Origin of the sequence: Paraburkholderia sp. EB58 (assembly GCF_050436665.1) — a bacterium.
Lineage (GTDB): Bacteria > Pseudomonadota > Gammaproteobacteria > Burkholderiales > Burkholderiaceae > Paraburkholderia.
The window spans coordinates 13,390-35,503 of record NZ_JBNDMQ010000053.1 but is presented as its reverse complement, the minus strand read 5'-3'; the positions used below and the strand labels follow the sequence as shown (position 1 = coordinate 35,503).

Genomic DNA, 22,114 nt, shown 5'->3' with positions numbered 1-22,114 from the left:
CTTGCATTATGACGCAGGATGTTTGGCGACGCCGGCCATCTCGAGCTGCATCAGGACCATGTTGACGAGGCCGTTGACCGACGGCCGGCCGGTTTCGATGACGAAATGCGCACACTCGCGGTAAAGCGGGTCACGCACCTCGTAGAGCTCTTCCAGACGCGCTTTGGGGTCTTCGGTCTGCAGCAGCGGCCGGTTCTTGTCGCGCCGCGTGCGCAACCACAGATCGTGCGGATTGGCGCGCAAATAGACGACAACGCCGTTATTCTGCAGCGCGAGGCGGTTTTCCGGCCGCAATACCGCGCCGCCGCCGGTGGCCAGCACGATATTCTGCTGGAGGGTGAGGTCGGTGATCACGTGCGCTTCACGGTCGCGAAAGCCCGCTTCGCCCTCGAGTTCGAAGATGACAGGGATACGCGCACCCGTGCGCGCCTCGATTTCGTGGTCGGAATCGAAAAACGGACGATCCAGCCGGCGCGCCACCGCGCGGCCCACGGTAGTCTTGCCTGCCCCCATGAGCCCTACAAAAAATACATTGGCGTGTGCGTCCCGCGCTTGCAACGGTGTCCTCTGGCTAATCCGGTATGGTTCGTGCCGCAGCTTACTGGCAAAGCGACTGCCTTGTCGAGCCTGCGGGCCGCGGCTGCAGCAGGCGCTCAATTCGTCTGCACAACGCGCGGCGTGATAAAAACGACCAACTCGCTGCGCTGGTCACGGTGGGCCCGATGACGAAAAAGTGCGCCCAAAACGGGTATTTTGCCCAAGAGTGGCACGCGAGTCACATCATCCCGGTCGTCCGTGGCGTAGATTCCGCCAATTGACACGGTCCCGCCGTCCTCCACCTCGACGCGCGTCTGCACGTGCTTGGTGTTGATGGCCGGGCCCGCGGCCGTTTGCTCGCCGACGCTGTCCTTGGCAATGTCGAGGTCCAGCACCACCCGGCCATCCGGCGTGATCTGCGGCTCCACCTCCAGCTTCAGGCTTGCGCGGCGAAACTGCACGCCGGAGACGCCCTGGCCGACTTTTGCCTGATACGGCAGCTCGGTGCCCTGCTCGACGATCGCTTTCATGCGATCTGCCGTCACCACGCGCGGGCTCGAGACCGTTTCCCCATGCCCCTCGGCTTCCAGCGCGCTCAATTCTATATTGAGCAGGCGCGTGGCCTGTGCAGCGAACAGCGTGAGACCCGCCGTCGCCGCGTCGAACCCGGACAGCGGGCCCGCCGACAGATCGTAGAGCGTGCCGTCCTTGCCACCAGAGAGCCCGGTTGCCGTGCCGCCGTCCGCGCTCGCCGCAGCGAGCGAAAGCCGCACACCCAGGTTGCGCGAAAAGCCCTGCTCCCCTTCGACGATACGCGCTTCGATCAACACCTGGCGCGATGGCCGGTCGATCGACGCCAGCAGCTCGGCAATTTGCGTGAGGCGCGCGTCGAGATCAGTGACGAACAGCAGGTTGGTGCGCACATCGGCCATCGCTGCACCTCGTTTTGACAGCACGCGCTGGCTCCCCGAGCCGGTCAAGAGGCGCCGCACGTCTTCGGCGTGCGCGTAATGCAGCTCGAAGGTCCGGCTCGCAAGCGGCTCCAGATCCGCGACGCGCGCATGAGCCTCGAAGCGCTGTCGCTCGCGCGCCGCCTGGTCCGCCAGCGGCGCGACCCAGATCACGTTGCCGTGCCGCTCCATCGCGAGGCCGTTGACGTCGAGCAAGGTATCGAATGCGGTACGCCAGGACACCTTGTCGAGCCGCAGCGACACCGTGCCGCGGACCCTGTCGCTGGCGACGATATTCAGACCCGTGAACTGAGCGAACGCGTTCAGCACCGCACCCAGTTCCGCGCGCTGGAAATTCAGCGAGATGGGTTTATCCGGTGCAAGACCGTCGTCGATCGTATGGCTCAACGCGTCGCCCAGACGCTGCGCCGGGGCGAGCGGTACAGGCGAGCCTTCGAGGGCCTCGGCGGGTGCTTCGGCGCGCGCAGCTATCGCACGCGAGGCCGGGAGCGCCGTACCCCGAGCGGAACGCCCTCGAGCGGCGTGCCATCGACCTCGTCATTTGCCGCGCTCGCAGGCGTCCCCGAGGGCGGGCCTTCGTCGGCCGATTCGGCGCGCAGAAAGGGGTTGGGCACGTCTGCGGCCAGATTGCGCGGCAACGGCGGCGCGTCGTAGGGCGTAACCGCATCGTCGGTCGGCATCACGGCGGGAAGCGGCGGCAACGAAGCGTGCGCCGTGCCTCCAACGAAAAAGGCACAGGCGATTGCTCGCCGGATTCGCTCGGATCCCGTCATGACGCCTCCGTCAGCGCAAGCGTGCGTGTACCGACAGGATTCGTCAGCGTAATGCTGAGCGCATCCATGGCTGTGACGCGGTCGTTACCCACGCGCTGCCCCTGTTCGACGGTGGCAGCGCCGTCAGCCGTTTCGAGCAGTGCGAGGCCGCGCGTCCGGTCGCGCAACACACCAGCGAGGCGCAGCAAGCCCACGTCTGTTACATCACCGTCCGACTGCGCCTCTCGAGAGAAGGGGTCGTAGAACACCACGTCTTCGTCGTCCGCGTCCATGTCTTCGTCATCGAAGAGTTCCGGGGTGGCCGCAGCGGGACTCAGGTCGGCAAACACGTGCAGGTTAGCGCTGATCAGCAGGCTCCCCGCGCTGCGCTTCACGGTGACGTCTTCAGGCACGACGAGTACTGGCATGTCGGACAGCCCACGCAGGAACACCATTAGATGCAGGAAATCAGCCTGTACGGTGAGATGCAGCGACCGCACGGCATCCGAACCTGCATCGTGTCCCACGCCTGGCGCCAGGGTGAGCAACGTAACGCCGCTGCGCAGCGCGAGCAGCGACATCAGGCGCACATCGTCAGCTGGAGCCCACGTGGCCAGCGCCTGGCCGCCAGCGGTGGCCGCGGCCTGACGACGCAACGCGGGCAACCGTGCGAGCGCCTGCTGGGCCTGCGCAACCCTGTGCTGCGCGTCGGAGAGCGCCGCATGGCTTGCCTGCACACCAGACAGGTCTGCGGAAATCCAGGCATTCGCGCCAACAGCGAACACGACCGCTGCGATAAGACATCCGACCAGCAGCCGGCTTCGCCCGCTCCACGCATCGAGCGGCAACCGCATGCGGTTCAGCCACTGAAAGGCGTGCGCGGTCTGATGCGTCGCCCCGCCCCCCGGGGCAAATAAGGTACTCATCGTGCACCTCGCGGCTTGTCGGTATCGCGTGAATGCGCGCCCGCAGATGCGACGGTCTGTCCCGCGTCTTTCACGGGCTCCTCCCAGCGCAATCTGGCGGTAAATTCGACTGGACCGCTGCCGGCGGCCGAAGCCTCGCGTCCCGCACGTGCCAAAGGATGCAGATCTGCGACCTCGGAATTCTTCACGCCGCGGATCGTGCTCAATTGCTTGAGCCACATCGCGGACGCCACGGGGTCCGTTGAGGTCGCCAGCAACTCGGTCTCATGCGCATGCTGTTTTAGCTGCTGCAGGACGACGCCTTCGGCGGGCACGCGGCTCAACGTATCGAGCAGGTCGAGCAGGCGCGTCAAAGGTTCGGACAACACGACCGCACGCGCGGCCCGTTTGCCTTTTTCTTCAGCATCGTGCCGGAGTCGCGCCTGCTCCGCGAGCGGCACAGCGAGGTGCGCCAACTCGCGCTCGCTCGACACGCGCTGTCCATCGAGCCGCGCCCGCTCAAATGCCTGCCAGCCCGCCACAGCCAATACGGCGGCGCAGCCGACCAACGCCGCCCCCGACCATTCGAGCAGACAGCGCCGCCGGGCGCGGCGCGCGTCGCGTTGCCGGTAGGGCAGCAGGTTAAAGCCGCCGATCCAGATGGGGCGTCCGGCCATTCCCATGCGCAAATTCATCCAGGTCATTCCATCACCCCGCGCAATGCGAGGCCAAACGCTACCGCGCAGGTCGGCTCGCGCAGCAGCTCGGCGGACAACGGGCGCACGCAATCGCCCAACGACAGGCACTCGAACGGCAGCACGGTACAACCCAGCACGTCGCCAAGATCCGCGACAGAAAATCCGACCCCGTCGAGCAACTCGAGCTCTCCTCCGAGTAATGCGCAGCCAGGCGCGCCGCCGTCGGTAAGGTCGCGCAACGCGTCAGCGAGATCGGTGTGTTCGGGCGCCGGATAGTGCATCTCGCTGGTGACCGCTTCATCCGCGATGCGCCAGCCGTACACACCGTCCGCGCCAATCCAGATGGCGGCGTAGGTTTCGTGCGGCTCCAGTTCGAGCATCGCCGCGTGACGCAGCGCGCGTAACGCGGCGTGCGGCTCACCGTCGATCGCCGTCAAGGTCACGCCCGCGGCCGCCGCGCATTCGATGCGCGCCTCCAGATGCTGGCGCCCGGCGGTCGCGATGGTCACTGACGCAGCGCGGCGCGGAGCTCCGTCAATGAACCAGTCAACGGCCAGTGCATGACGCTCGATCCCGGCAAGCCGCTCGGCTTCGCCAAGCACTGCCGACTCCAGCGTCGCAAGCGTTCCCCCGCCCGCTACTGCTAGCTCCCCAGCGGCGCCAAAGCGCGATAGCGGCAAGCTCGACATCAGAGTCGCCGAACCCGGCAGCGCCATCGCACAACGCAGCGTATGGGACGCACACGCACGTGGCAGGTCTGCAAACACCTCACGCATTGCGCGGGTTACGGCAGCGCGATCCACGATCTCCACCCCCGCCATCGCGCCTGCAGCTAACGGTACAGCCGCGAGGTGCTCCACCCGCATCTGCTCGCCCATGCGAAGGCGCTGGCTCAACACCACGAGCCTCACCGCCTCACGACTCACGTCAATTCCTGCAGCAAAACGTCGCACCTTCACGAGCAATGAACTTCTGATTCTGATCGCCATCCTGCCTCCCTTCAGACACATGCAAAACCTCCGACATACACAAACGACCAATCGAGCGCGAGGACTAAGCGCCCACAAACCTGACGCCACGATGAACGCCGCCAGAATCCCCGAAGGGCCATTCCCAAGGGGACTTCCTGCGGGGCGGAAAACTGGGGGCGGCCGGGGTTCTCCGGCAAGGACAATTGTGCGCAGCCGCGGCGGCGGCCGATATTCGGCCGAATGGCTAACGTGGAGCTCATGGCCCCCGATGCAACATCAAAGCGTCTACAGTAGGGTCATCCCCTGCGCGGCGCGACGATCTACCGTAAGCATGCCGAAAGCTATCGGGCCGGACGGCTATAATCGCGGGACTGTTTTTTGGTGTTCATATGCAATCTTCGTCCCCTACGTCCCCGCCGCCCGCGCCAAAGAAGCGCAAACGTCCATTGTGGCTAAAGCTCGTTCTGGCGCTGGTAGGTCTGATGTTTGCCGGCATCGCATGTGCCGGACTCGTGCTCGGCTATGCGCTCGTGGTCGCCACGCCGAATCTGCCTTCGCTTGACGCGCTTACCGACTACCGTCCGAAGGTGCCGCTGCGCATCTACACGGCCGACCACGTGCTGATCGGCGAATTCGGTGAAGAGCGGCGTGACATCGTCCATATTCAGGATGTGCCCGACAGTCTGAAGAAGGCCGTGCTCGCCATTGAAGATGCCCGCTTCTACGACCACGGCGGCGTCGACCTGACGGGCATCGCGCGCGCCGGCTTCGTCGCGCTGACCAACGGCCACGCCACTCAGGGCGCCAGCACGATCACCATGCAAGTGGCGCGGAATTTCTTTCTGTCGAGCGAAAAAACCTACACGCGTAAGATCTACGAGATGTTGCTCGCGTACAAAATCGAGTCGAAGCTGACGAAAGATCAGATTCTCGAGGTCTACATGAATCAGATCTATCTCGGTCAGCGCGCCTATGGTTTTGCGAGCGCAGCGCGGGTGTATTTCGGCAAGGATATGAAGGACCTTACGCTTGCCGAATCCGCCATGCTCGCCGGTCTGCCAAAGGCCCCCTCCGCCTATAACCCGGTCGTCAACCCGAAACGCGCGAAGATTCGTCAGGAGTACATCCTGACGCGCATGCTCGAGTTGCACTACATCACGCGAGAACAGTACGACACGGCAAGCAGGCAGCCGCTCGCCGTCAAGGGCGCCGGCAAGGAATTCAGCGTGCACGCCGAGTACGTCGCGGAGATGGTGCGTCAGATGATGTATGCGCAGTTTCGCGAAGAAGCCTACACGCGTGGGCTCAATGTCGTGACGACGATCGACTCCGCGGACCAGGATGTCGCGTACCGTTCGCTGCGCAAAGGTCTGATGGACTACGAACGCCGTCACGGCTATCGCGGTCCGGAAGCGTTCATCGATTTACCCACGGACGCGGACGAGCGCGAACAGGCGATCGACGACGCTTTGCTCGAACATCCGGACAACGGCGAGATCATCGCGGCGGTGGTGACCACCGCGAGTCCGAAGCAGGTCCAGGCGACCCTTGCCGATGGTAACGTCGCGACGCTGCAAGGCGATGGCCTGCGCTTCGCCTCGTTCGCACTCGGCCCGCGCGCGCAGCCGAATCAGCGCATCCGTCCGGGTGCAATCATCCGCGTCGTCAAGGGCGACGACGGTAGCTGGTCAATCACGCAGTTGCCGCAGGTGGAAGGCGCCTTCGTCTCCGTCGTGCCACAAGACGGTGCGATCCGCGCGCTGGTGGGCGGCTTCGACTTCAACAAGAACAAGTTCAACCACGTCACTCAGGCGTGGCGGCAACCGGGTTCCAGCTTCAAGCCGTTCATCTATTCCGCGTCGCTGGAAAAGGGCTTGGGACCGGCCACGGTCATCAACGACGCGCCGCTCTTCTTCACTGCCGCCGAAACCGGCGGCCAGGCTTGGGAGCCAAAGAATTACGGCGGCGGCTTCGACGGTCCGATGACGATGCGCACCGCGCTGCAGAAATCGAAGAACCTCGTGTCGATCCGCATCCTCAACCAGATCGGTCCGAAGTACGCACAGGGGTACATCACGCATTTCGGTTTCGATGCGGATCGTCATCCGGCCTATCTGCCGATGGCGCTCGGTGCTGGGCTCGTCACGCCGCTGCAGATGGCGGGTGGCTTTTCGGTGTTCGCCAACGGCGGCTATCGGATCAACCCATACCTGATCGCGGAGGTCACGGATCAACGTGGCATCGTCGTTGCGCAAGCCAAACCGCTCGTCGCCGGACAGAGTGCGCCGCACGCAATCGACGCGCGCAATGCCTACGTGATGAACAGCCTGCTGCAAAGCGTCGCGCAGCGCGGCACCGGCGCGAAAAGCAATATCCTGAAGCGCACCGACCTCGCCGGCAAAACCGGCACGACCAACGATTCGCGGGATGCCTGGTTTGCGGGCTACCAGCACACGCTCACCGCGATCGCATGGATCGGCTATGACAATCCACGTAGTCTTGGCGACAAGGAAACCGGCGGCGGTCTCGCATTGCCGGTGTGGATCGACTACATGGCCAAGGCATTGAAGGGCGTGCCGGAATACAAGATGCCGATGCCCGATGGCGTCGTCACGCTCGGCGACGAACTGTATTTCGACAACTTCACGCCGGGCAACGGTTTCGTTGCAACCGTCGGCGTGAGTCAGGCCGATCTCGACGCGAACTCGAGCGATGCGGCGTCGGGGGCGGCAGCACCGGAACAGGTCGGTGAGCAGGAAAAGCAGGACATCATGAACCTGTTCCGCGGCCATTAGTCCGCGGGCTCGTCACGCGCCTTAACGGCGCGTGCCGTCGAGCCAAACGCTTACGCTTCGAAGCGAACCGGCTCGCCCGCCTGCTGCGTCGCATAGTCAGACAGCGCGGAGAAAAACTCCGTGCCGTTGCGGGTGTCACGCCATGCGTCGTCGGTGAAACGGAAATGGAAACCGCCTGCCTTGGCGGCGATCCAGATTTCGCGCATCGGCGGTTGCAGATTGACGATGATCTTCGAGCCGTTCTCGAATTCGAGCGTCAGAACATTGCCGCTGCGCTCGAATTCGATATCGGCTTCGATATCGTCGAGCGTGCGCTCGATGGCCGCGAGCGCGGCCTCGGCGCGGGTCAGGTATTCGCTATCGGACATGCTAAACTCCAACGATCATTTTTTCAGGGACAGTCATGCGAGTTGTTTCTCGGATGCGCGCAGTGGCGCCCGGCTTCAGGCTAGCCGCATTGGTCATTGTCGCAGGTTGCGTGCTTGGCGGTTGCGGGCAACGCGGAGGGCTCTACTTGCCGACCGTGCCGCCGTTGCCGGCCAAACCCACCGATGAGACCCAGACGCCGTCGCCTGACGCAGTGAAGCCCGATTCCGAAGCGGCATCTGGCACTGTACCTGACACGTCCGGCACGCCGTTGTCGCTGTCGCCGGAAACCGAACTCCGTAGCGTACCCGACTCCGCTGCATCGGAGCCGCAACAACCCGCCTCCGGCAGCACCCCCGCTCAATAAGACTTTCGCATGACTCGATCCGCATTTGCCTATGTCGACGGCGTATTGCACGTTGAAGACGTGTCCGCCGTTTCTCTCGCCGAGCAGTTCGGCACGCCGCTGTACGTCTATTCGCGTGCTGCATTGACCGACGCATGGCAAGCCTATGCCGGAGCATGTGCAGGGCGCCGCGCCACCGTCCACGTCGCCGTCAAGGCGAACAGCAATCTTGCTGTGCTGAACGTGTTTGCACGGCTCGGCGCGGGCTTCGATATCGTCTCAGGCGGTGAGCTGGCACGCGTGCTGGCTGCCGGGGGCAAGGCCGAAAACGTGGTGTTTTCAGGCGTCGGCAAGAGTGCCGCGGAAATGCGCGAAACGCTCGACGCAGGCGTCAAGTGCTTCAACGTCGAATCGATTCCTGAGCTCGATCGTCTGAATGCGGTCGCCGCTTCAGTGGGCAAAAAAGCGCCAGTGTCGCTGCGGGTGAATCCTGACGTCGATGCGAAAACGCATCCGTATATTTCCACCGGTCTGAAGTCGAACAAGTTCGGCGTCGCCTTCGACGAGGCGCGCGCCACCTATCGCGCCGCCGCGTCCATGACACATCTCGACGTGGTGGGGATCGACTGCCATATCGGCTCGCAGATTACCGAAGTCGCGCCGTATCTCGACGCGGTGGACAAGCTGCTCGAACTGGTCGAGCAGATCGAAGCAGACGGGTTGACGATACGTCATATCGACGTCGGCGGCGGCCTCGGCATCACCTATGACGACGAAACCCCGCCGGACATCGGCGAGTTCGTGCGCACGGTGCTCGATCGCATCGAAGCACGCGGTCACGGGCATCGCGAAGTGTATTTCGAGCCGGGACGTTCGCTGGTCGGCAATGCCGGCATTCTGCTCACGCGTGTCGAGTTTCTAAAGCCTGGTGCGGAAAAGAACTTTGCCATCGTCGACGCCGCGATGAACGATCTTGCGCGCCCGGCCATGTATGAGGCGTATCACAGCATCGAACCGGTCGTGAAGCGCGAGGTGCCGGCGCACGTCTACGACGTGGTTGGCCCGGTCTGCGAAAGCGGCGACTGGCTCGGCCGCGAGCGGCTGCTGGCGATCGAGCCGGGCGATCTCATCGCCTTGCGTTCGGCTGGCGCATACGGTTTCGTGATGAGCTCGAACTACAACACGCGTCCGCGTGCGGCTGAGGTTATGGTCGACGGTGACAAGGCGCATGTGGTCCGCGCGCGCGAGGAGGTTAAGCAGTTGTTCGCCGGGGAAACCATCCTGCCGGCTTGACCACGCGAGGCAAACGCCTCACACGCCAGAAAGCTGGAAAAAAAAGGCGATGCCACCGCGGCATCGCCTTTTTCGTTGGCTGGCGCCCAAGGCAGCGAGCGGAGCAGGATCGCCCTCACCTCTTCCGGGCCGACACCACCCTACGTTCGCGCAACCACACAAGCAGACGCCACCCCAAGAGCGCCACCATGATCGCGCCGTAGATCTTCGGCAGCAGCAAATCGTGCTTGCCCGACTTCATCCACCAGAAATGCAGGATCGCGAGCACGCCGATCACATAGATCGCGCGGTGCAGCGTCTGCCAGCGGCGTCCCAGCTTCCTGACCATCGCGCGGGGCGAGGTGACCGCCAGCACGATCAGCAGCACGAAAGCCGCGAAGCCGACCATGATGAACGGACGTTTGCCGATGTCCTTCAGGATTGCCGCCACGTCGAACCATTTGTCGAACCACAGATAGGTCGTGAAATGCAGCGTGGCGTAGAAAAACGCGTACAGACCGAGCATGCGCCGAAACCGCACCAGCGCGCTCACGGCGGTCAAGCGGCGCAGCGGCGTCACGGCGAGCGTGATACACAGAAACACCAGCGTCCACAGGCCGGTTGAACGGGTGATGAACTCAATCGGATTGGCGCCGAGCCGGTCGGTCAAGCCGAACAACACGATGCGCGCGAGCGGATACCACGCCGCCACGAATACCGCGATCTTCGCCGGCACCACCCAGCGCGCACCCGCTGCGGCGGGACGCTTTGCAGCAGATGGCTGTCGCCGCGAAGCAGGTTGGGACACGGTTGGTGTTTCAGAGGCCATCGCGATTCCCGCTCAGAAATTCTTCTTCAGGTCCATGCCCTGATACAGCGAGGCAACCTGATCGCCGTAGCCGTTGAACATCAGCGTCTTCCTCTTTGGCGTAAAGAACCCATCTTCGCCGATCCGCCGTTCCGTTGCCTGGCTCCAGCGCGGGTGGTCGACGTTCGGGTTCACGTTCGAGTAAAAGCCGTATTCGTTTGGCGCGTAAGTATTCCAGCTCGTGGCCGGCTGCTTGTCGACAAAGCGGATCTTTACCAGCGATTTGCCGCTCTTGAAGCCGTATTTCCACGGCACGATGATCCGCAGCGGCGCACCGTTCTGATTGGGCAGCACGTCTCCGTACAAGCCCACCGTCAGCAAGGTCAGCGGATTCATCGCTTCGTCCATCCGCAGCCCTTCGGAATACGGCCAGTCCAGAATCGGCGTCGACAGGCCCGGCATCTGCGACGGGTCGGCTAGCGTGATGAACTGCACGTATTTGGCGTTGCCGGTTGGTTGGGCCCGCTTGATGAGCTCCGACAGCGGGAAGCCGATCCAGGGCATCACCATCGACCAGCCTTCGACGCAGCGGTGCCGGTACACCCGCTCCTCGAGCGGTGCCATCTTCAGCAGATCGTCGATGTCGAACACCTTGGCGTTCTTCACCTCGCCTTCGACACTCACGCGCCACGGATGCGGGCGCAATGTGCCGGCATTCTGCGCCGGATCGCTCTTGTCGGTGCCGAATTCGTAGAAGTTGTTGTAGGTGGTAATGTCTTTGTAAGGGGTCACCTTATCCTGTGCCACAAACTTCGGATTGGTCTTCGCCACCAGCTTCTGCCCCTTGGCGTCCGGCGACGTGTACATGGCCAGTGCCTCGCCGCTAACGCCCATCAGACTGCCCATCGCCATCGCGCCCGCCGCCCGCAGCACGCGCCGCCGGTTCTCGTACACGCGTTGCGGCGTGATTTCGCTGCGGGCGATATTGTCGCCGTGCAGTGCAATCCTGTCGGTCCGCTTGATCCACATGTTGCCGCTCCTGCTGGCCCCTCGGGCCATGTTGATGATCGTTCGACTGCTCATCCATAGGTACTGTTCTGACGAACACTCTGGATGCACCAATATTCCCGCGTATACGAAAAAACCGCCGATGCAGGGCACTCGGCGGTTCTTGGTCGGTTGAGAACGGCAGATCTTACAGCTTGCCGTAGCTATGCAGCCCGGAGAGGAACATGTTGACGCCGAGGAACGCGAACGTGGTCACCAGCAGGCCCGTCAGCGCCCACCATGCGGCGACAGCGCCACGCAGACCCTTCATGAGCCGCATATGCAGCCAGGCCGCGTAGTTCAGCCAGACGATCAGCGCCCAGGTTTCCTTCGGGTCCCAGCTCCAGTAGCCGCCCCAAGCCTGAGCGGCCCAAAGTGCGCCCAGGATCGTGGCAATGGTGAAGAACGCGAAACCCACTGCGATCGACTTGTACATCAGGTCGTCGAGCACGTCGAGCGGCGGCAGGCGGTCAGCCAGCATGCCGTGCTCTTTGACGAGATAGGCCACACCGACCATCGCCGACAGCGCAAAGCTGCCGTAGCCGATGAAGTTAGCCGGCACGTGGATCTTCATCCACCAGCTTTGCAGCGCCGGCACGAGCGGCTGGATCTGCTGCGCATCGCGCGAAATCGAATACCACATCAGGAAGCCGACCGCGGCGCTGATCACCAGCAGCACGAACGCACCGAGCGCGCGGGTGTTGTAGTGCTGCTCGTAGTACAGGTAGAAGAGCGCGGTGATCAGGCTGAACAGCACGAACACTTCATAGAGGTTCGAGATAGGAATATGACCGACATCCGAACCGATCAGGTACGACTCGTACCAGCGGACCATCAGGCCGACAAAGCCCATCAGCACGGCGGCCCACGTCATCTTCGAGCCAATTGCAGCGCCAGTGGGCGAACGCGACAGCAAGCTGATCCAGTAGAACAGCGTGGCCAATACGAACAGCGCGCTCATCCACAGAATGGCGGACTGGCTCGACAAGAAGTACTTGAGGAAAAACGCGCTATCCGCCCGCGCCAGGTCGCCCTGATAGGTTTGGATCGCAAACAGCGACAGCACCGCGATGCCCGCAATCAGAAGCCGCACCGGCTTCCAGCGCCAGCCGAGCGTGACGAAAACCGGCACTGCGCACACCAGCACCAGCTTGTCGTAGTAGTTCATGAACGGGTGATAGCGCGACAGCGCGAAACCCGCGCCCGCGACCATCACCAGAGCGAACAGCCAGTCGAATGCGCCGAGGCGCTTGAAGAACGGCCGCTCGTCGAACAGCGCCGGTTGCTGCGCCGCATTGCCTGGCGCGTTCTTGGCCGACGCGCTACCGCGCGAAGGGGATGAGGAAACCTGAGTCAAGTCCATGATCTTACCGGGTCGAATCTTGTGAGCCTGCGGACGATGCTGCACCGGGCGTGCCGGTCTTGTCAGCCGCGTCGGTGGGTTTAGCACCCAGCACGACGCCGACAGCGTCGCGCGTCTGAGCAAACTCCTTGTCGAAGTCGAACGTCTTGCGTGCGCTCGACATCGCCATCACGACGTTCGTACCGTGATCAGTATCTTTGATCCAGAACCACAGGCGCCGTTCACGGACGTAGAACATCGAGAAGATGCCCAATACGAGGAGCAGGCTGCCAAGATACACGACTTTTTTACCCGGCGCGCGCGTCAACTGAAATACCGAAGCTTGCACCTGCTTGAATGAGTCAAGTTGTAAATAGACCGGTGAACCATACAAAAAGCTGTCGGATAGGGCGTTGATCGAGCTCTGGATAAAAAGGCTCGTGTCCGCCGACGGCGTCGCGTCGGGCTCGCCGGCCTGCTCGCGGGCCAGTTGCCACAGGTCCCATGTCGAACCTTCAAGCATGCGCAGCAGCAGCGAGGCCGCTTTTTCCTGCTCGCCCTTCGGCACCGAGCGGTCGATAAACGCGGCGATCGCCTGAAAGCCGCCAATGTTCTGGCCGCCCTGCATCATGCCGACGCTGCTATCGCCGGCGGCAAAGAGGGTCAATACGCGCAGCGCGCTTTCTTCGAGATGTTGCTGCAGTTCCGGGTTGGACGACGGCACCGAGCGCTGTGCAAAACGGTGCGCCGCGGCGGCGCGCATGGCCGGATTCTCGAGTATGGCGCGCAGGTTCATCCATTCCTTGACCGTGCCACCCTGGTCGGCAGGTATGCGCAGATAACGGAACGGGTCGTCCGGGTTGACGCGCATGCCGGCGAGGAACATCTTCTCGCCGCTCACGTCGACCGGCAGCATGTAGTTGTTGTATTCGCGCGCCTGGCCGTCCTTACCGCGCACCTTGTACTGCACCGACGGGCCGACGTTGTGCAGATCCAGCGGCTTCGAGGTCTTGGCACCCGAGCCGAGCCGCTCGTCGAACGCCTCCTTCAGCGTTTGGTGGGCGACGCCGCGGACGTCATTGGCGCCGCTGCCGTTCGAGATGTTTTCGACGTTGATGGCGCGGAAGTCGGCGAATTCGATGGTCTGGCCATCCGCGCCGGGCACGGCGTTGCCCAACGGCGCCGAGTTGCCAATGGTGCCGCCGAACGGGGCGGTCTTCGCGCTGGTGCCCGTCATCGGGTACGCGGTCATTTGCATCTGCGAGCCGCCGTCCTGGAAGCTCGACTGGTAGATCGACACGCCGTCGTACTCGAATGGCTTGTTCACTTCGACCCGCGCCGGAATTTTCTCACCGGTCTTGTGGTCGATCACGACGATGTCGCTCGCGAACAGCTTCGGCATGCCGGTTGAGTAGTAGTCGACGATGAACTTGTTCAACTGGATCGAAAACGGCAGGTCCTGAATCAGCGAACCGTTCGGCTGGTTCAAGATAGCCGTCGAGACATGCTCGCCTTCCGGCACCCACGCGTAACCGCGGAAGGTCGGATTCGATTGCGACAAACGGTGCTCAGCCGGAATGTCGTTGATCACCGAGTTGCTGTTGATCGGCGTCTTGTTGAACATCCACATCTGCAGCTTGATGGGCAGATTGCTGTCGAGCAGGCCACCCAGACAGATGATGACGATCGCAAGATGCGCGGAGATATAGCCAAGCTTGGTGAGCGCACCGCGCTTGGCAGCAATCAGCGTGGCACCGTCCGACTCACGCGTCACGAACTTGTAGCCGAGCCGACCCGAAAGTTTCGACAGTGTGGCCGAGGCTTCTGCGCGCGTGCCGCTCACCGCGAACTCGCCCTTGTGATGGAAGGCGCGCAGGCTCGACTCGCGGACTTTGTCCTTCCAGCTCTTTATGTCGGCGATCATCTTGGGCGCGTTGCGGATCACGCACAGCGACACCGAGACCATCAGAAAGCCGAGGATCAGCATGAACCACCAGGCGCTGTACACGGTGTACAGGCTCAGCGAGCGGAAGATATCCGCCCAGAAGGGACCGAACTGATTGACGTAGTTGGGATACGGGTCGTCCTGGGTAAGGACGGTGCCGATGATGCTGGCGATCGACAGGACCACCAGCAGCGCGATCGCGAATCGCATCGAACTCAACAACTCAATGGCCCGACGCATGGGCCGCTGGCCCGACTTGACTTCAATACCCGACGTGGTGACGCTCATTCACACTCCGACAGAACAGCAAAAAAGGGTGAACGGCCGTCGCTAACGCATGGAGCGCACGACGCCATCACCCTTTTCTTGTTTTTCACCGGCCTCGTTGGGCCGGTTGCACTTGCGTGCGGACTTTTTAATGCAAGCCCGCGATGTAATCGGCCACGGCCTTGATATCGCTATCTGACAGCCGCGACGCAATGGTATGCATTGGATCGCTATTGTTGCGCGCGCCCGGCCCCTGCGTGAACGCGTTCAGCTGCGTCACCGTATAGTCCGCCCACTGCCCAGACAGACGCGGATACTGCACCGGGATACCCTGACCGGTAGGTCCGTGGCAGCTCGCGCAAGCCGGCACAGCCCGTTCGGCGATGCCGCCACGATAAATCTTTTCCCCTAACGGGACCGTGTTCTTGTTGTGTGCGTAACCCGGCTTCGGCGTCTGCGCCGCAAAATATGCAGCGACGTTGACCATGTCCTGATTGGACAGTGGCGCGGCCATGGCCGCCATAATCGCATTATTACGGGCGGGTTGCTTGGCGCCTGGCTGGGTTTTGAAATCCATCAACTGCTTGACGAGATATTCGGGATGCTGGCCCGCCAGCTTGGGATAGGCGCCGCCAGCGCTATTGCCATCGGCACCGTGACATGACGCGCAAACCTGCGTCGCAATTGCTTGTCCCCGATTGATGTCCGGTTTTCCCGGATCTGCTGCTCGCGCCTGAACTGCTAAAACTGAAAGACCTGCCGCTACTTGAAACACCATCAGAGCTTTGCACAGTCGATTCATTCGCACACCCTGTTTCGTCTTGTGGGAATTAGAGGTTCTGCAAAACGACGGCGACCGACCTACCGCAGAGGCACGCGCGCTGGCCCCTCAGGTCTTCAGTAAACCATCGTATTGTACAATAACTCGCTAATCGCTTAGACGCCAGTCGGGCTTGACCCGTCCCCACTCCGGGTTCCCCGGCGTCTCATATCCTGGTTCCCCCATGTCCTTCCTGCTCCACCAATCCCGCTTCTTTACGACCGTCAATCACCTGCGTGATCTGCCGGCCACCCCGCAGCCCGAAATTGCGTTTGCCGGGCGTTCGAATGCGGGCAAGTCGACGGCGATCAATCTGCTGTGCAACCAGAAGCGCCTCGCCTTCGCCAGTAAGACGCCGGGCCGCACGCAGCACATCAATTACTTCTCGGTGGGGCCGGCGGACGAGCCGGTAGCGCATCTGGTGGATCTGCCCGGTTATGGCTATGCTGAAGTGCCGGGTGCCGCCAAGGCACACTGGGAGGCGCTGCTGTCGAGCTACCTGCAGTCGCGCTCGCAACTGCGCGGCATGATTTTGATGATGGATTCGCGCCGACCGCTGACCGACCTGGACCGGACGATGATCGAGTGGTTCGCGCCGACCGGCAAGCCGATCCACACTTTGCTGACAAAGTGCGACAAATTGACGCGGCAGGAGAGCATCAACGCACTTCGGACCACCCAGAAAGGTCTGGCCGAATACCGCGCCGCCGGCTACCAGGGCGAATTGACCGCCCAGCTCTTCTCGGCCCTCAAACGCGTCGGCCTGGACGAGGCTCACGAACTGATCGAAAGCTGGCTGATCCCTGACGCAGCGGACGCTGCGGACGACGGAGCTGCCGCCGAGTAAGCGCCTGAGGGCGGCTTAGGCCCGGTCTAGGCCCTATTTCGCGCGCCCATAAAAAAACCCGCCGCTACTGACGGCGGGCCAAACAGCCTAATCGAAAAAACGACAGGCACCCGCTCAGGGAGGAGAAGCGGGGAGGTCAGCGCCAGGCGCCTTGCTCGATCGGTATGATATACCATTGTCTCGAAAAGAGTTTCCGGCAGGCGGAGGCAGGCGTTTTTGTCATCTCCACGATATTCACGACATCCGATATGAGCTTCTATCCGCATCACCGTCCGCGCCGTATGCGCCGCGACGACTTCTCGCGCCGCCTCATGCGGGAAAACATCCTCACCACCAACGACCTGATCTACCCCGTGTTCGTCGTCGAAGGCACCAACGTGCGGCAAGCCGTGCCGTCGATGCCGGGCGTCGAGCGCGTGTCGGTCGATCTGCTGATGGGCGTAGCCGAACAGTGCGTCGAACTCGGCGTGCCGGTGCTGTCGCTATTTCCGGCGATCGAGCCTTCGCTGAAGACGCCGGATGGCCACGAAGCCACCAACGAAGCGGGCTTGGTCCCGCGCGCCGTTCGCGAACTGAAAAAGCGCTTCCCCGATCTGGGTGTGCTCACCGACGTTGCGCTCGATCCGTACACGAGCCACGGCCAGGACGGCGTGCTTGATGAAGCGGGCTATGTCATCAACGACGAGACCATCGATATTCTCGTCGAGCAGGCGCGTGCCCAGGCCGAAGCGGGCGTCGATATCGTCGCACCGTCGGACATGATGGATGGGCGCATCGGCGCGATCCGCGAAATGCTCGAAAGCGAGGATCACATCCACACGCGGATCATGGCCTACTCGGCCAAGTTCGCGTCGGCCTTCTATGGCCCGTTCCGCGATGCTGTCGGTTCCGCGACGAACCTCGGCAAGAGCAACAAGATGACGTATCAGATGGACCCGGCGAACTCGGATGAAGCGTTGCGGGAAGTGCGTGCGGACATCGAAGAAGGCGCGGACATGGTGATGGTCAAGCCCGGCATGCCGTACCTTGATATCGTCCGGCGCGTGAAAGACGAGTTCCGCTTTCCGACCTATGTGTATCAGGTGAGCGGAGAGTACGCGATGCTGAAGGCCGCCGCACAGAATGGCTGGCTCGATCACGACAAGGCGATGATGGAATCGCTGCTGGCGTTCAAGCGGGCCGGTGCGGATGGCGTGCTGACGTACTTCGCGCTGGATGCTGCGCGGATCCTGCGGGCGCAAAAGTAGCGGGTTGCGGGGCGCGGTTTTGTGGGCCTCATGACGCATGAGTGCAGGCGGAGCCGCCGGTTAGGCGGCTAACGGTTGATGAAGCGGAGGCGCTGGAGACGGCGCTTCCGCTTTTTTACGGCTGCGTTGTTGCCGGTCGCGATTCCCGCGGTCCCGGCGCCGCGCACGGCGTCCCGTTTACGACTGAGGCGGCGTGGGGATCCGGTCGAGGCTGTGCAGGAAGGTATCTGCTGACTCGTAGCCCACCACGCGCAGGACTTCCGCGCCGCTCTGATCGAAAAAGATGATGCCCGGCGGGCCGAAGAGCTTGAAACGCTTCAGCAGCGCCTGGTCATCCGGGTTATTCGCTGTAACGTCCGCGCGCAAAAGGTTGAGTTGCTGCAGACGAGCATGCACGCGCGGGTCGCTGAAGGTGAACTTCTCCATCTCCTTGCAGCTCACGCACCAGTCGGCATAGAAGTCCAGCATGGCCGGCTGGGCGGCCGTTTTCACGGCCTCATCAAGCTGGGCGGACGAACGCACCGGGGCAAATGTCAGGCTGTCGACCTGCGTGGCATTCGGCGCGTCTGACAACGTCCCCGCCGCGCCGCCGACACCGCCGCGCGCGGCCAGTACCGCCAATGGCTTCAGCGGATCGGACGATCCAGCCGCAAGGCCCACCAGCAGCACCGCGGCCCAGATCGTCAACGCGACGCCCAAGCCGCGGCCAAGCCGGCGCCACACCGAACTGGGACCGGCCGGTGCCGAGAACAGGCCCAACGCGGCCGCCGCGACCAGCAGCCACAGCGCGCTCAGCAGCATCTGCGCGACCGGATCAAGCACCGGCCAGACGATCCACAACGCGGCAGCGAGCAGGACCACACCGAAAAAGACCTTCACGCCATCCATCCACGCACCCGCGCGCGGCAAAAATGTGCCAGCACCGAGGCCGATGATCAACAGCGGGACGCCAAGGCCGATACCCATTGAAAACAGCGCGGCCCCACCCAGCAGTGCATTGCCGGTATGCGCGATAAACGCCAGAACGGCGAACAGCGGCGCCGTCATGCATGCGCCGACGACTAGCGCCGACAACGCGCCCATCGCGGCCACAGCCGCGAATTTGCCACCGGAGCGACCTTGCGACGCGGTCGACGCCCCATCCTGCCAGCGCTGCGGCAACGCGATGTCGTAGCCCGCAATCAGCGTCACGGCGAACACGGTCAGCAGCACACCGAACGCGCCCAGGACCCACGGATTTTGCAGCCACGCGCCGAGGCTCTGACCCACCAGTGCCGCTGCGATCCCGAGCACCGTGTAGACCAGCGCCATCCCGATCACATAGGCGAGCGACAGCGCGAAGCCCCGCCCGCGAGTCACGCGCGCCCCTTCACCGATGATGATCGCCGACAGGATCGGGATCATCGGATACGAACACGGCAGCAGGCTCAATACAGCGCCCACGACGAAGAAAATCCCGACGATCGCGAAGAAGCTGCCGCCTTGCAGGAGCGACTGCGCATAGTCGGCGCTGGTTGTGCGTTCATACCACGAGGATGTACCGGCCGCGCCGTCCGGCGCCACCTGCGCGGCGGCCGCCGGAGCGGGACTCGTGCTGGCGGCGTGTAGCGCGGCGCCGTCCACGTGGTAGACACGCTCCATGGGCGGATAGCAGATCCCCGCGTCCGCGCAGCCTTGGGAGGTCACCGCCAGATCGAACGGACCTGACGCCTGTTTCACCGGGATGTGGATCGTCAAGTCGTTGCGGTAAGTTTCGACGTTTTTCCCGAACGTTTGATCGAACTTGACGTGACCGGCCGGCAACTGTGGATCGCCGATCGTCACCGTGCCATTGCGGGTTGCGAATGCGAAACGCTCCCGATACATGTAGTAACCGTCAGCAATCTTGTAGTGAACGACAACTTCGCCCGGCTGCTCGGTGGCGCTGAACTTGAAGGCGACCGCCGGATCGAGAAAATCATCGTCAGCGCGCGCCACGCCCGCGGACATCACGACAACCAGCAGACAAGAGATAAACAGGACGGCCGCGCGCAGCGTTTCGCGCCCCCGTCGGTGCAGAGCGTTAAACATGAACAGGGCGTTGAGTTTCAGCAATGACCCACTGGCCGTAGGCCGCGGATGCGGTGGCTTGCCAGCAGAGGATTTCGGGCGTGTCGTACGGATGGTGCTTCTGGATGAACTGCTCGAGCTCGGGAGCCCGCGCGATGCTCGTTTTGAAGAGCATTTGAATCTCATCAGCCGACTCGAGCTTGCCTTGCCAGTGATACGTGGAGTGCACGGCGCCTTGCTGGCTGACACACGCAGCAAGACGCGCATCGAGGACCTGTGCTGCGAGCTTCTGCGCCGTGTCCAAATCGGGCACTGTTGTCAGGATCAACGTCACATTCGAGCTCACAGACCGCTCCGGCTGGGTAGGACAGGGTTGCCGCTATCGTATCACCGCAGTTGATCAGCCGCTGACGGTCGCTGCGCCGCGGGCTGCCGGGCTGTGTTCCGTCGCTACAAACAAAAAGCCAGGCATCGCCTGGCTTTTTTTCCCGATGCAGGAAGCTTATTCAGCTTCTTGCACTTCAACTTCTTCGACTTCCGGACGGTCCATCAATTCGACCAGTGCCATCGGTGCGTTGTCGCCAACGCGGAAACCGAACTTCAGGATGCGCAGATAGCCACCCGGACGGTTTGCGAAGCGCGGGCCGAGCACGTCGAACAGCTTCGAGACGGAATCACGATCGCGCAGGCGGTTGAACGCCAGACGACGATTTGCCAGCGACGGCTTCTTGCCGAGCGTGATCAGCGGCTCGACGACTTTACGGAGTTCCTTCGCCTTCGGCAGCGTCGTCTTGATGACTTCGTGCTCGATCAGCGAGTTTGACATGTTACGGAGCATTGCCAGACGGTGGCTGCTCGTGCGGTTCAGTTTCCGCAGACCATGACGGTGACGCATTTCAATTCCTTCGATTCAAAGTTTTGGTCCAGCTCTTCTATCGCGCTCGGCGAACCCGAAGGTTTGCGAGTGCACGGGCCGGTAGTGAAAAAAGGCAAGACGCGGATTTTAAAGGAAAATCCGCGTCCGTGCCAGTAGTGCAGCGATGACTTTCGTCTCAGCTGAATACCTGTTAACTGCGCGACTTACTTGTCCAGCCCAGCCGGCGGCCAGTTTTCGAGCTTCATGCCGAGCGTCAAACCACGCGACGCCAGTACTTCCTTGATTTCGTTCAGCGACTTGCGGCCCAGATTCGGCGTCTTCAGCAGCTCGTTTTCCGTGCGCTGGATCAGGTCGCCGATGTAGTAAATGTTCTCGGCCTTCAGGCAGTTCGCGGAACGAACCGTCAGTTCGAGATCATCCACCGGACGCAGCAGGATCGGATCGATCTGCGGCGCACGCGACGGCGCTTCAGCCGTAGCTTCCGTGCCTTCCAGAGCAGCGAACACCGACAGTTGATCGACCAGAATACGCGCCGATTGACGGATCGCTTCTTCCGGCGAAATCACACCGTTGGTTTCGATGTTCATCACGAGCTTGTCGAGGTCCGTACGCTGCTCGACACGCGCGCTTTCGACGGCGTAGCTCACGCGGCGAACCGGCGAGAACGACGCATCTAGCACGATACGGCCGATGATCTTGGCCGACTCTTCGCCGTAACGACGCACGTTACCCGGCACATAACCGCGGCCCTTTTCGACCTTGATCTGTACGTCGAGCTTGCCACCCTTCGACAGGTGCGCAATCACGTGATCCGGATTGATGACTTCGCAATCGTGCGCGAGTTCGATGTCGCCAGCGGTGACAACGCCTTCGCCTTCCTTGCGCAGCGTAACCGTCACTTCGTCACGGTTATGCAGCTTGAAGACCACGCCCTTCAGGTTCAACAACAGGTTGACTACGTCCTCTTGCACACCGTCGAGCGTCGAATACTCGTGAACAACGCCTGCGATCGTCACTTCGGTCGGCGCGTAGCCGATCATCGACGACAGCAGGACGCGCCGGAGCGCATTACCCAAGGTGTGGCCGTAACCGCGTTCAAACGGTTCCATGACCACTTTCGCATGGCTCTCACCAAGCGATTCAACCGCGATGATCTTGGGCTTCAACAAACTGGTTTGCATAGGTTTTCCTTTTCAATACCCTCGGCTCGTTACACCGATAAGGCTGACCGGTAACAACCTGAAAATAAACA

Annotated in this window: 19 protein-coding genes and 1 pseudogene; 5 read left to right on the top strand and 15 right to left on the bottom strand. The window is 62.4% G+C overall.

What is annotated here, in order from left to right; translation table 11 throughout:
- Positions 1–6: 6 nt before the first annotated feature.
- The 5 genes and pseudogenes from P3T40_RS41195 to pilM all read right to left on the bottom strand — a co-directional run bounded on the left by P3T40_RS41195 (position 7) and on the right by pilM (position 4,846).
- Positions 7–558, bottom strand: coding sequence for a shikimate kinase (locus P3T40_RS41195; RefSeq protein ID WP_429273412.1), 552 nt, complete (start codon positions 556–558; stop codon positions 7–9).
- Between the two features lie 95 nt (positions 559–653).
- Positions 654–2,281 (bottom strand): annotated as a pseudogene (locus P3T40_RS41190) (type IV pilus secretin PilQ).
- Complete coding sequence (locus tag P3T40_RS41185; protein WP_429273411.1) at positions 2,278–3,186, bottom strand: hypothetical protein; 909 nt, start codon at positions 3,184–3,186, stop codon at positions 2,278–2,280. The pseudogene P3T40_RS41190 and the gene P3T40_RS41185 overlap by 4 nt, the downstream one beginning before the upstream one ends.
- Positions 3,183–3,869: a fimbrial assembly protein gene (locus P3T40_RS41180; RefSeq protein WP_429273410.1), complete on the bottom strand. Its 687-nt coding sequence runs from the start codon at positions 3,867–3,869 to the stop codon at positions 3,183–3,185. The genes P3T40_RS41185 and P3T40_RS41180 overlap by 4 nt, the downstream gene beginning before the upstream one ends.
- The gene (gene pilM, locus P3T40_RS41175; RefSeq protein ID WP_429273419.1) at positions 3,866–4,846 is read right to left on the bottom strand and encodes a pilus assembly protein PilM; all 981 of its coding nucleotides are present in this window, start codon (positions 4,844–4,846) and stop codon (positions 3,866–3,868) included. Before pilM ends, P3T40_RS41180 begins: the two co-directional genes overlap by 4 nt.
- A gap of 377 nt (positions 4,847–5,223) precedes the next feature.
- Here pilM and P3T40_RS41170 point away from each other — a divergent pair, with 377 nt between their 5' ends.
- The gene (locus P3T40_RS41170; protein ID WP_429273409.1) at positions 5,224–7,629 is read left to right on the top strand and encodes a penicillin-binding protein 1A; all 2,406 of its coding nucleotides are present in this window, start codon (positions 5,224–5,226) and stop codon (positions 7,627–7,629) included.
- A gap of 50 nt (positions 7,630–7,679) precedes the next feature.
- Here the strand turns inward: P3T40_RS41170 and cyaY are convergent, their stop codons facing one another.
- Entirely contained in the window at positions 7,680–7,997 is a 318-nt protein-coding gene (cyaY, locus tag P3T40_RS41165) for an iron donor protein CyaY (RefSeq protein ID WP_429273408.1), read from the bottom strand.
- Between the two features lie 35 nt (positions 7,998–8,032).
- On the opposite strand from cyaY, the gene lptM reads away from it, so the two are divergent.
- The gene (gene lptM, locus P3T40_RS41160) at positions 8,033–8,362 is read left to right on the top strand and encodes an LPS translocon maturation chaperone LptM (protein ID WP_429273407.1); all 330 of its coding nucleotides are present in this window, start codon (positions 8,033–8,035) and stop codon (positions 8,360–8,362) included.
- A gap of 9 nt (positions 8,363–8,371) precedes the next feature.
- On the top strand, positions 8,372–9,634 hold the full coding sequence (lysA, locus tag P3T40_RS41155; protein ID WP_429273406.1) for a diaminopimelate decarboxylase: 1,263 nt from the start codon (positions 8,372–8,374) through the stop codon (positions 9,632–9,634).
- Positions 9,635–9,749: 115 nt separating this feature from the next.
- Here lysA and msrQ read toward each other — a convergent pair whose 3' ends face one another.
- From msrQ to P3T40_RS41130, 5 genes are all read right to left on the bottom strand, one after another.
- Positions 9,750–10,442: a protein-methionine-sulfoxide reductase heme-binding subunit MsrQ gene (gene msrQ, locus P3T40_RS41150; RefSeq protein WP_429273405.1), complete on the bottom strand. Its 693-nt coding sequence runs from the start codon at positions 10,440–10,442 to the stop codon at positions 9,750–9,752.
- A gap of 12 nt (positions 10,443–10,454) precedes the next feature.
- Positions 10,455–11,450 carry a protein-methionine-sulfoxide reductase catalytic subunit MsrP gene (msrP, locus tag P3T40_RS41145; protein ID WP_429273404.1) on the bottom strand — a complete coding sequence of 332 codons (996 nt, stop codon included), beginning with the start codon at positions 11,448–11,450 and terminating at the stop codon, positions 10,455–10,457.
- 166 nt (positions 11,451–11,616) lie between these two features.
- Positions 11,617–12,831 (bottom strand): c-type cytochrome biogenesis protein CcsB, encoded by a 1,215-nt coding sequence (gene ccsB / locus P3T40_RS41140; RefSeq protein WP_429273403.1) that lies wholly within the window; start codon positions 12,829–12,831, stop codon positions 11,617–11,619.
- 4 nt (positions 12,832–12,835) lie between these two features.
- Positions 12,836–15,043: a cytochrome c biogenesis protein ResB gene (locus tag P3T40_RS41135; protein WP_429273402.1), complete on the bottom strand. Its 2,208-nt coding sequence runs from the start codon at positions 15,041–15,043 to the stop codon at positions 12,836–12,838.
- A 127-nt stretch (positions 15,044–15,170) separates the two neighbouring features.
- Positions 15,171–15,824, bottom strand: coding sequence for a c-type cytochrome (locus tag P3T40_RS41130; protein ID WP_429273401.1), 654 nt, complete (start codon positions 15,822–15,824; stop codon positions 15,171–15,173).
- Between the two features lie 202 nt (positions 15,825–16,026).
- On the opposite strand from P3T40_RS41130, the gene yihA reads away from it, so the two are divergent.
- Positions 16,027–16,689: a ribosome biogenesis GTP-binding protein YihA/YsxC gene (gene yihA / locus P3T40_RS41125; RefSeq protein ID WP_429273400.1), complete on the top strand. Its 663-nt coding sequence runs from the start codon at positions 16,027–16,029 to the stop codon at positions 16,687–16,689.
- A 248-nt stretch (positions 16,690–16,937) separates the two neighbouring features.
- Positions 16,938–17,936 (top strand): porphobilinogen synthase, encoded by a 999-nt coding sequence (gene hemB, locus P3T40_RS41120; RefSeq protein ID WP_429273399.1) that lies wholly within the window; start codon positions 16,938–16,940, stop codon positions 17,934–17,936.
- A gap of 177 nt (positions 17,937–18,113) precedes the next feature.
- Here the strand turns inward: hemB and dsbD are convergent, their stop codons facing one another.
- The 4 genes from dsbD to P3T40_RS41100 all read right to left on the bottom strand — a co-directional run bounded on the left by dsbD (position 18,114) and on the right by P3T40_RS41100 (position 22,043).
- Entirely contained in the window at positions 18,114–20,006 is a 1,893-nt protein-coding gene (dsbD, locus tag P3T40_RS41115) for a protein-disulfide reductase DsbD (protein WP_429273398.1), read from the bottom strand.
- Positions 19,999–20,331 carry a divalent-cation tolerance protein CutA gene (gene cutA / locus P3T40_RS41110; RefSeq protein ID WP_429273397.1) on the bottom strand — a complete coding sequence of 111 codons (333 nt, stop codon included), beginning with the start codon at positions 20,329–20,331 and terminating at the stop codon, positions 19,999–20,001. The genes dsbD and cutA overlap by 8 nt, the downstream gene beginning before the upstream one ends.
- A 156-nt stretch (positions 20,332–20,487) precedes the next feature.
- Positions 20,488–20,880, bottom strand: coding sequence for a 50S ribosomal protein L17 (gene rplQ, locus P3T40_RS41105; protein ID WP_074262693.1), 393 nt, complete (start codon positions 20,878–20,880; stop codon positions 20,488–20,490).
- Positions 20,881–21,065: 185 nt separating this feature from the next.
- Positions 21,066–22,043 (bottom strand): DNA-directed RNA polymerase subunit alpha, encoded by a 978-nt coding sequence (locus P3T40_RS41100; protein ID WP_006052226.1) that lies wholly within the window; start codon positions 22,041–22,043, stop codon positions 21,066–21,068.
- Positions 22,044–22,114 lie beyond the last annotated feature (71 nt).

Bases quoted from the DNA above. Each gene is read 5' to 3' on its own strand.
- P3T40_RS41185 (WP_429273411.1), bottom strand. From the start codon at position 3,186: ATGAGTACCTTATTTGCCCCGGGGGGCGGGGCGACGCATCAGACCGCG.
- P3T40_RS41180 (WP_429273410.1), bottom strand. From the start codon at position 3,869: ATGACCTGGATGAATTTGCGCATGGGAATGGCCGGACGCCCCATCTGG.
- P3T40_RS41170 (WP_429273409.1), top strand. From the start codon at position 5,224: ATGCAATCTTCGTCCCCTACGTCCCCGCCGCCCGCGCCAAAGAAGCGC.
- cyaY (WP_429273408.1), bottom strand. From the start codon at position 7,997: ATGTCCGATAGCGAATACCTGACCCGCGCCGAGGCCGCGCTCGCGGCC.
- lptM (WP_429273407.1), top strand. From the start codon at position 8,033: ATGCGAGTTGTTTCTCGGATGCGCGCAGTGGCGCCCGGCTTCAGGCTA.
- lysA (WP_429273406.1), top strand. From the start codon at position 8,372: ATGACTCGATCCGCATTTGCCTATGTCGACGGCGTATTGCACGTTGAA.
- msrQ (WP_429273405.1), bottom strand. From the start codon at position 10,442: ATGGCCTCTGAAACACCAACCGTGTCCCAACCTGCTTCGCGGCGACAG.
- msrP (WP_429273404.1), bottom strand. From the start codon at position 11,450: ATGTGGATCAAGCGGACCGACAGGATTGCACTGCACGGCGACAATATC.
- ccsB (WP_429273403.1), bottom strand. From the start codon at position 12,831: ATGGACTTGACTCAGGTTTCCTCATCCCCTTCGCGCGGTAGCGCGTCG.
- P3T40_RS41135 (WP_429273402.1), bottom strand. From the start codon at position 15,043: ATGAGCGTCACCACGTCGGGTATTGAAGTCAAGTCGGGCCAGCGGCCC.
- P3T40_RS41130 (WP_429273401.1), bottom strand. From the start codon at position 15,824: ATGAATCGACTGTGCAAAGCTCTGATGGTGTTTCAAGTAGCGGCAGGT.
- yihA (WP_429273400.1), top strand. From the start codon at position 16,027: ATGTCCTTCCTGCTCCACCAATCCCGCTTCTTTACGACCGTCAATCAC.
- hemB (WP_429273399.1), top strand. From the start codon at position 16,938: ATGAGCTTCTATCCGCATCACCGTCCGCGCCGTATGCGCCGCGACGAC.
- dsbD (WP_429273398.1), bottom strand. From the start codon at position 20,006: ATGTTTAACGCTCTGCACCGACGGGGGCGCGAAACGCTGCGCGCGGCC.
- rplQ (WP_074262693.1), bottom strand. From the start codon at position 20,880: ATGCGTCACCGTCATGGTCTGCGGAAACTGAACCGCACGAGCAGCCAC.
- P3T40_RS41100 (WP_006052226.1), bottom strand. From the start codon at position 22,043: ATGCAAACCAGTTTGTTGAAGCCCAAGATCATCGCGGTTGAATCGCTT.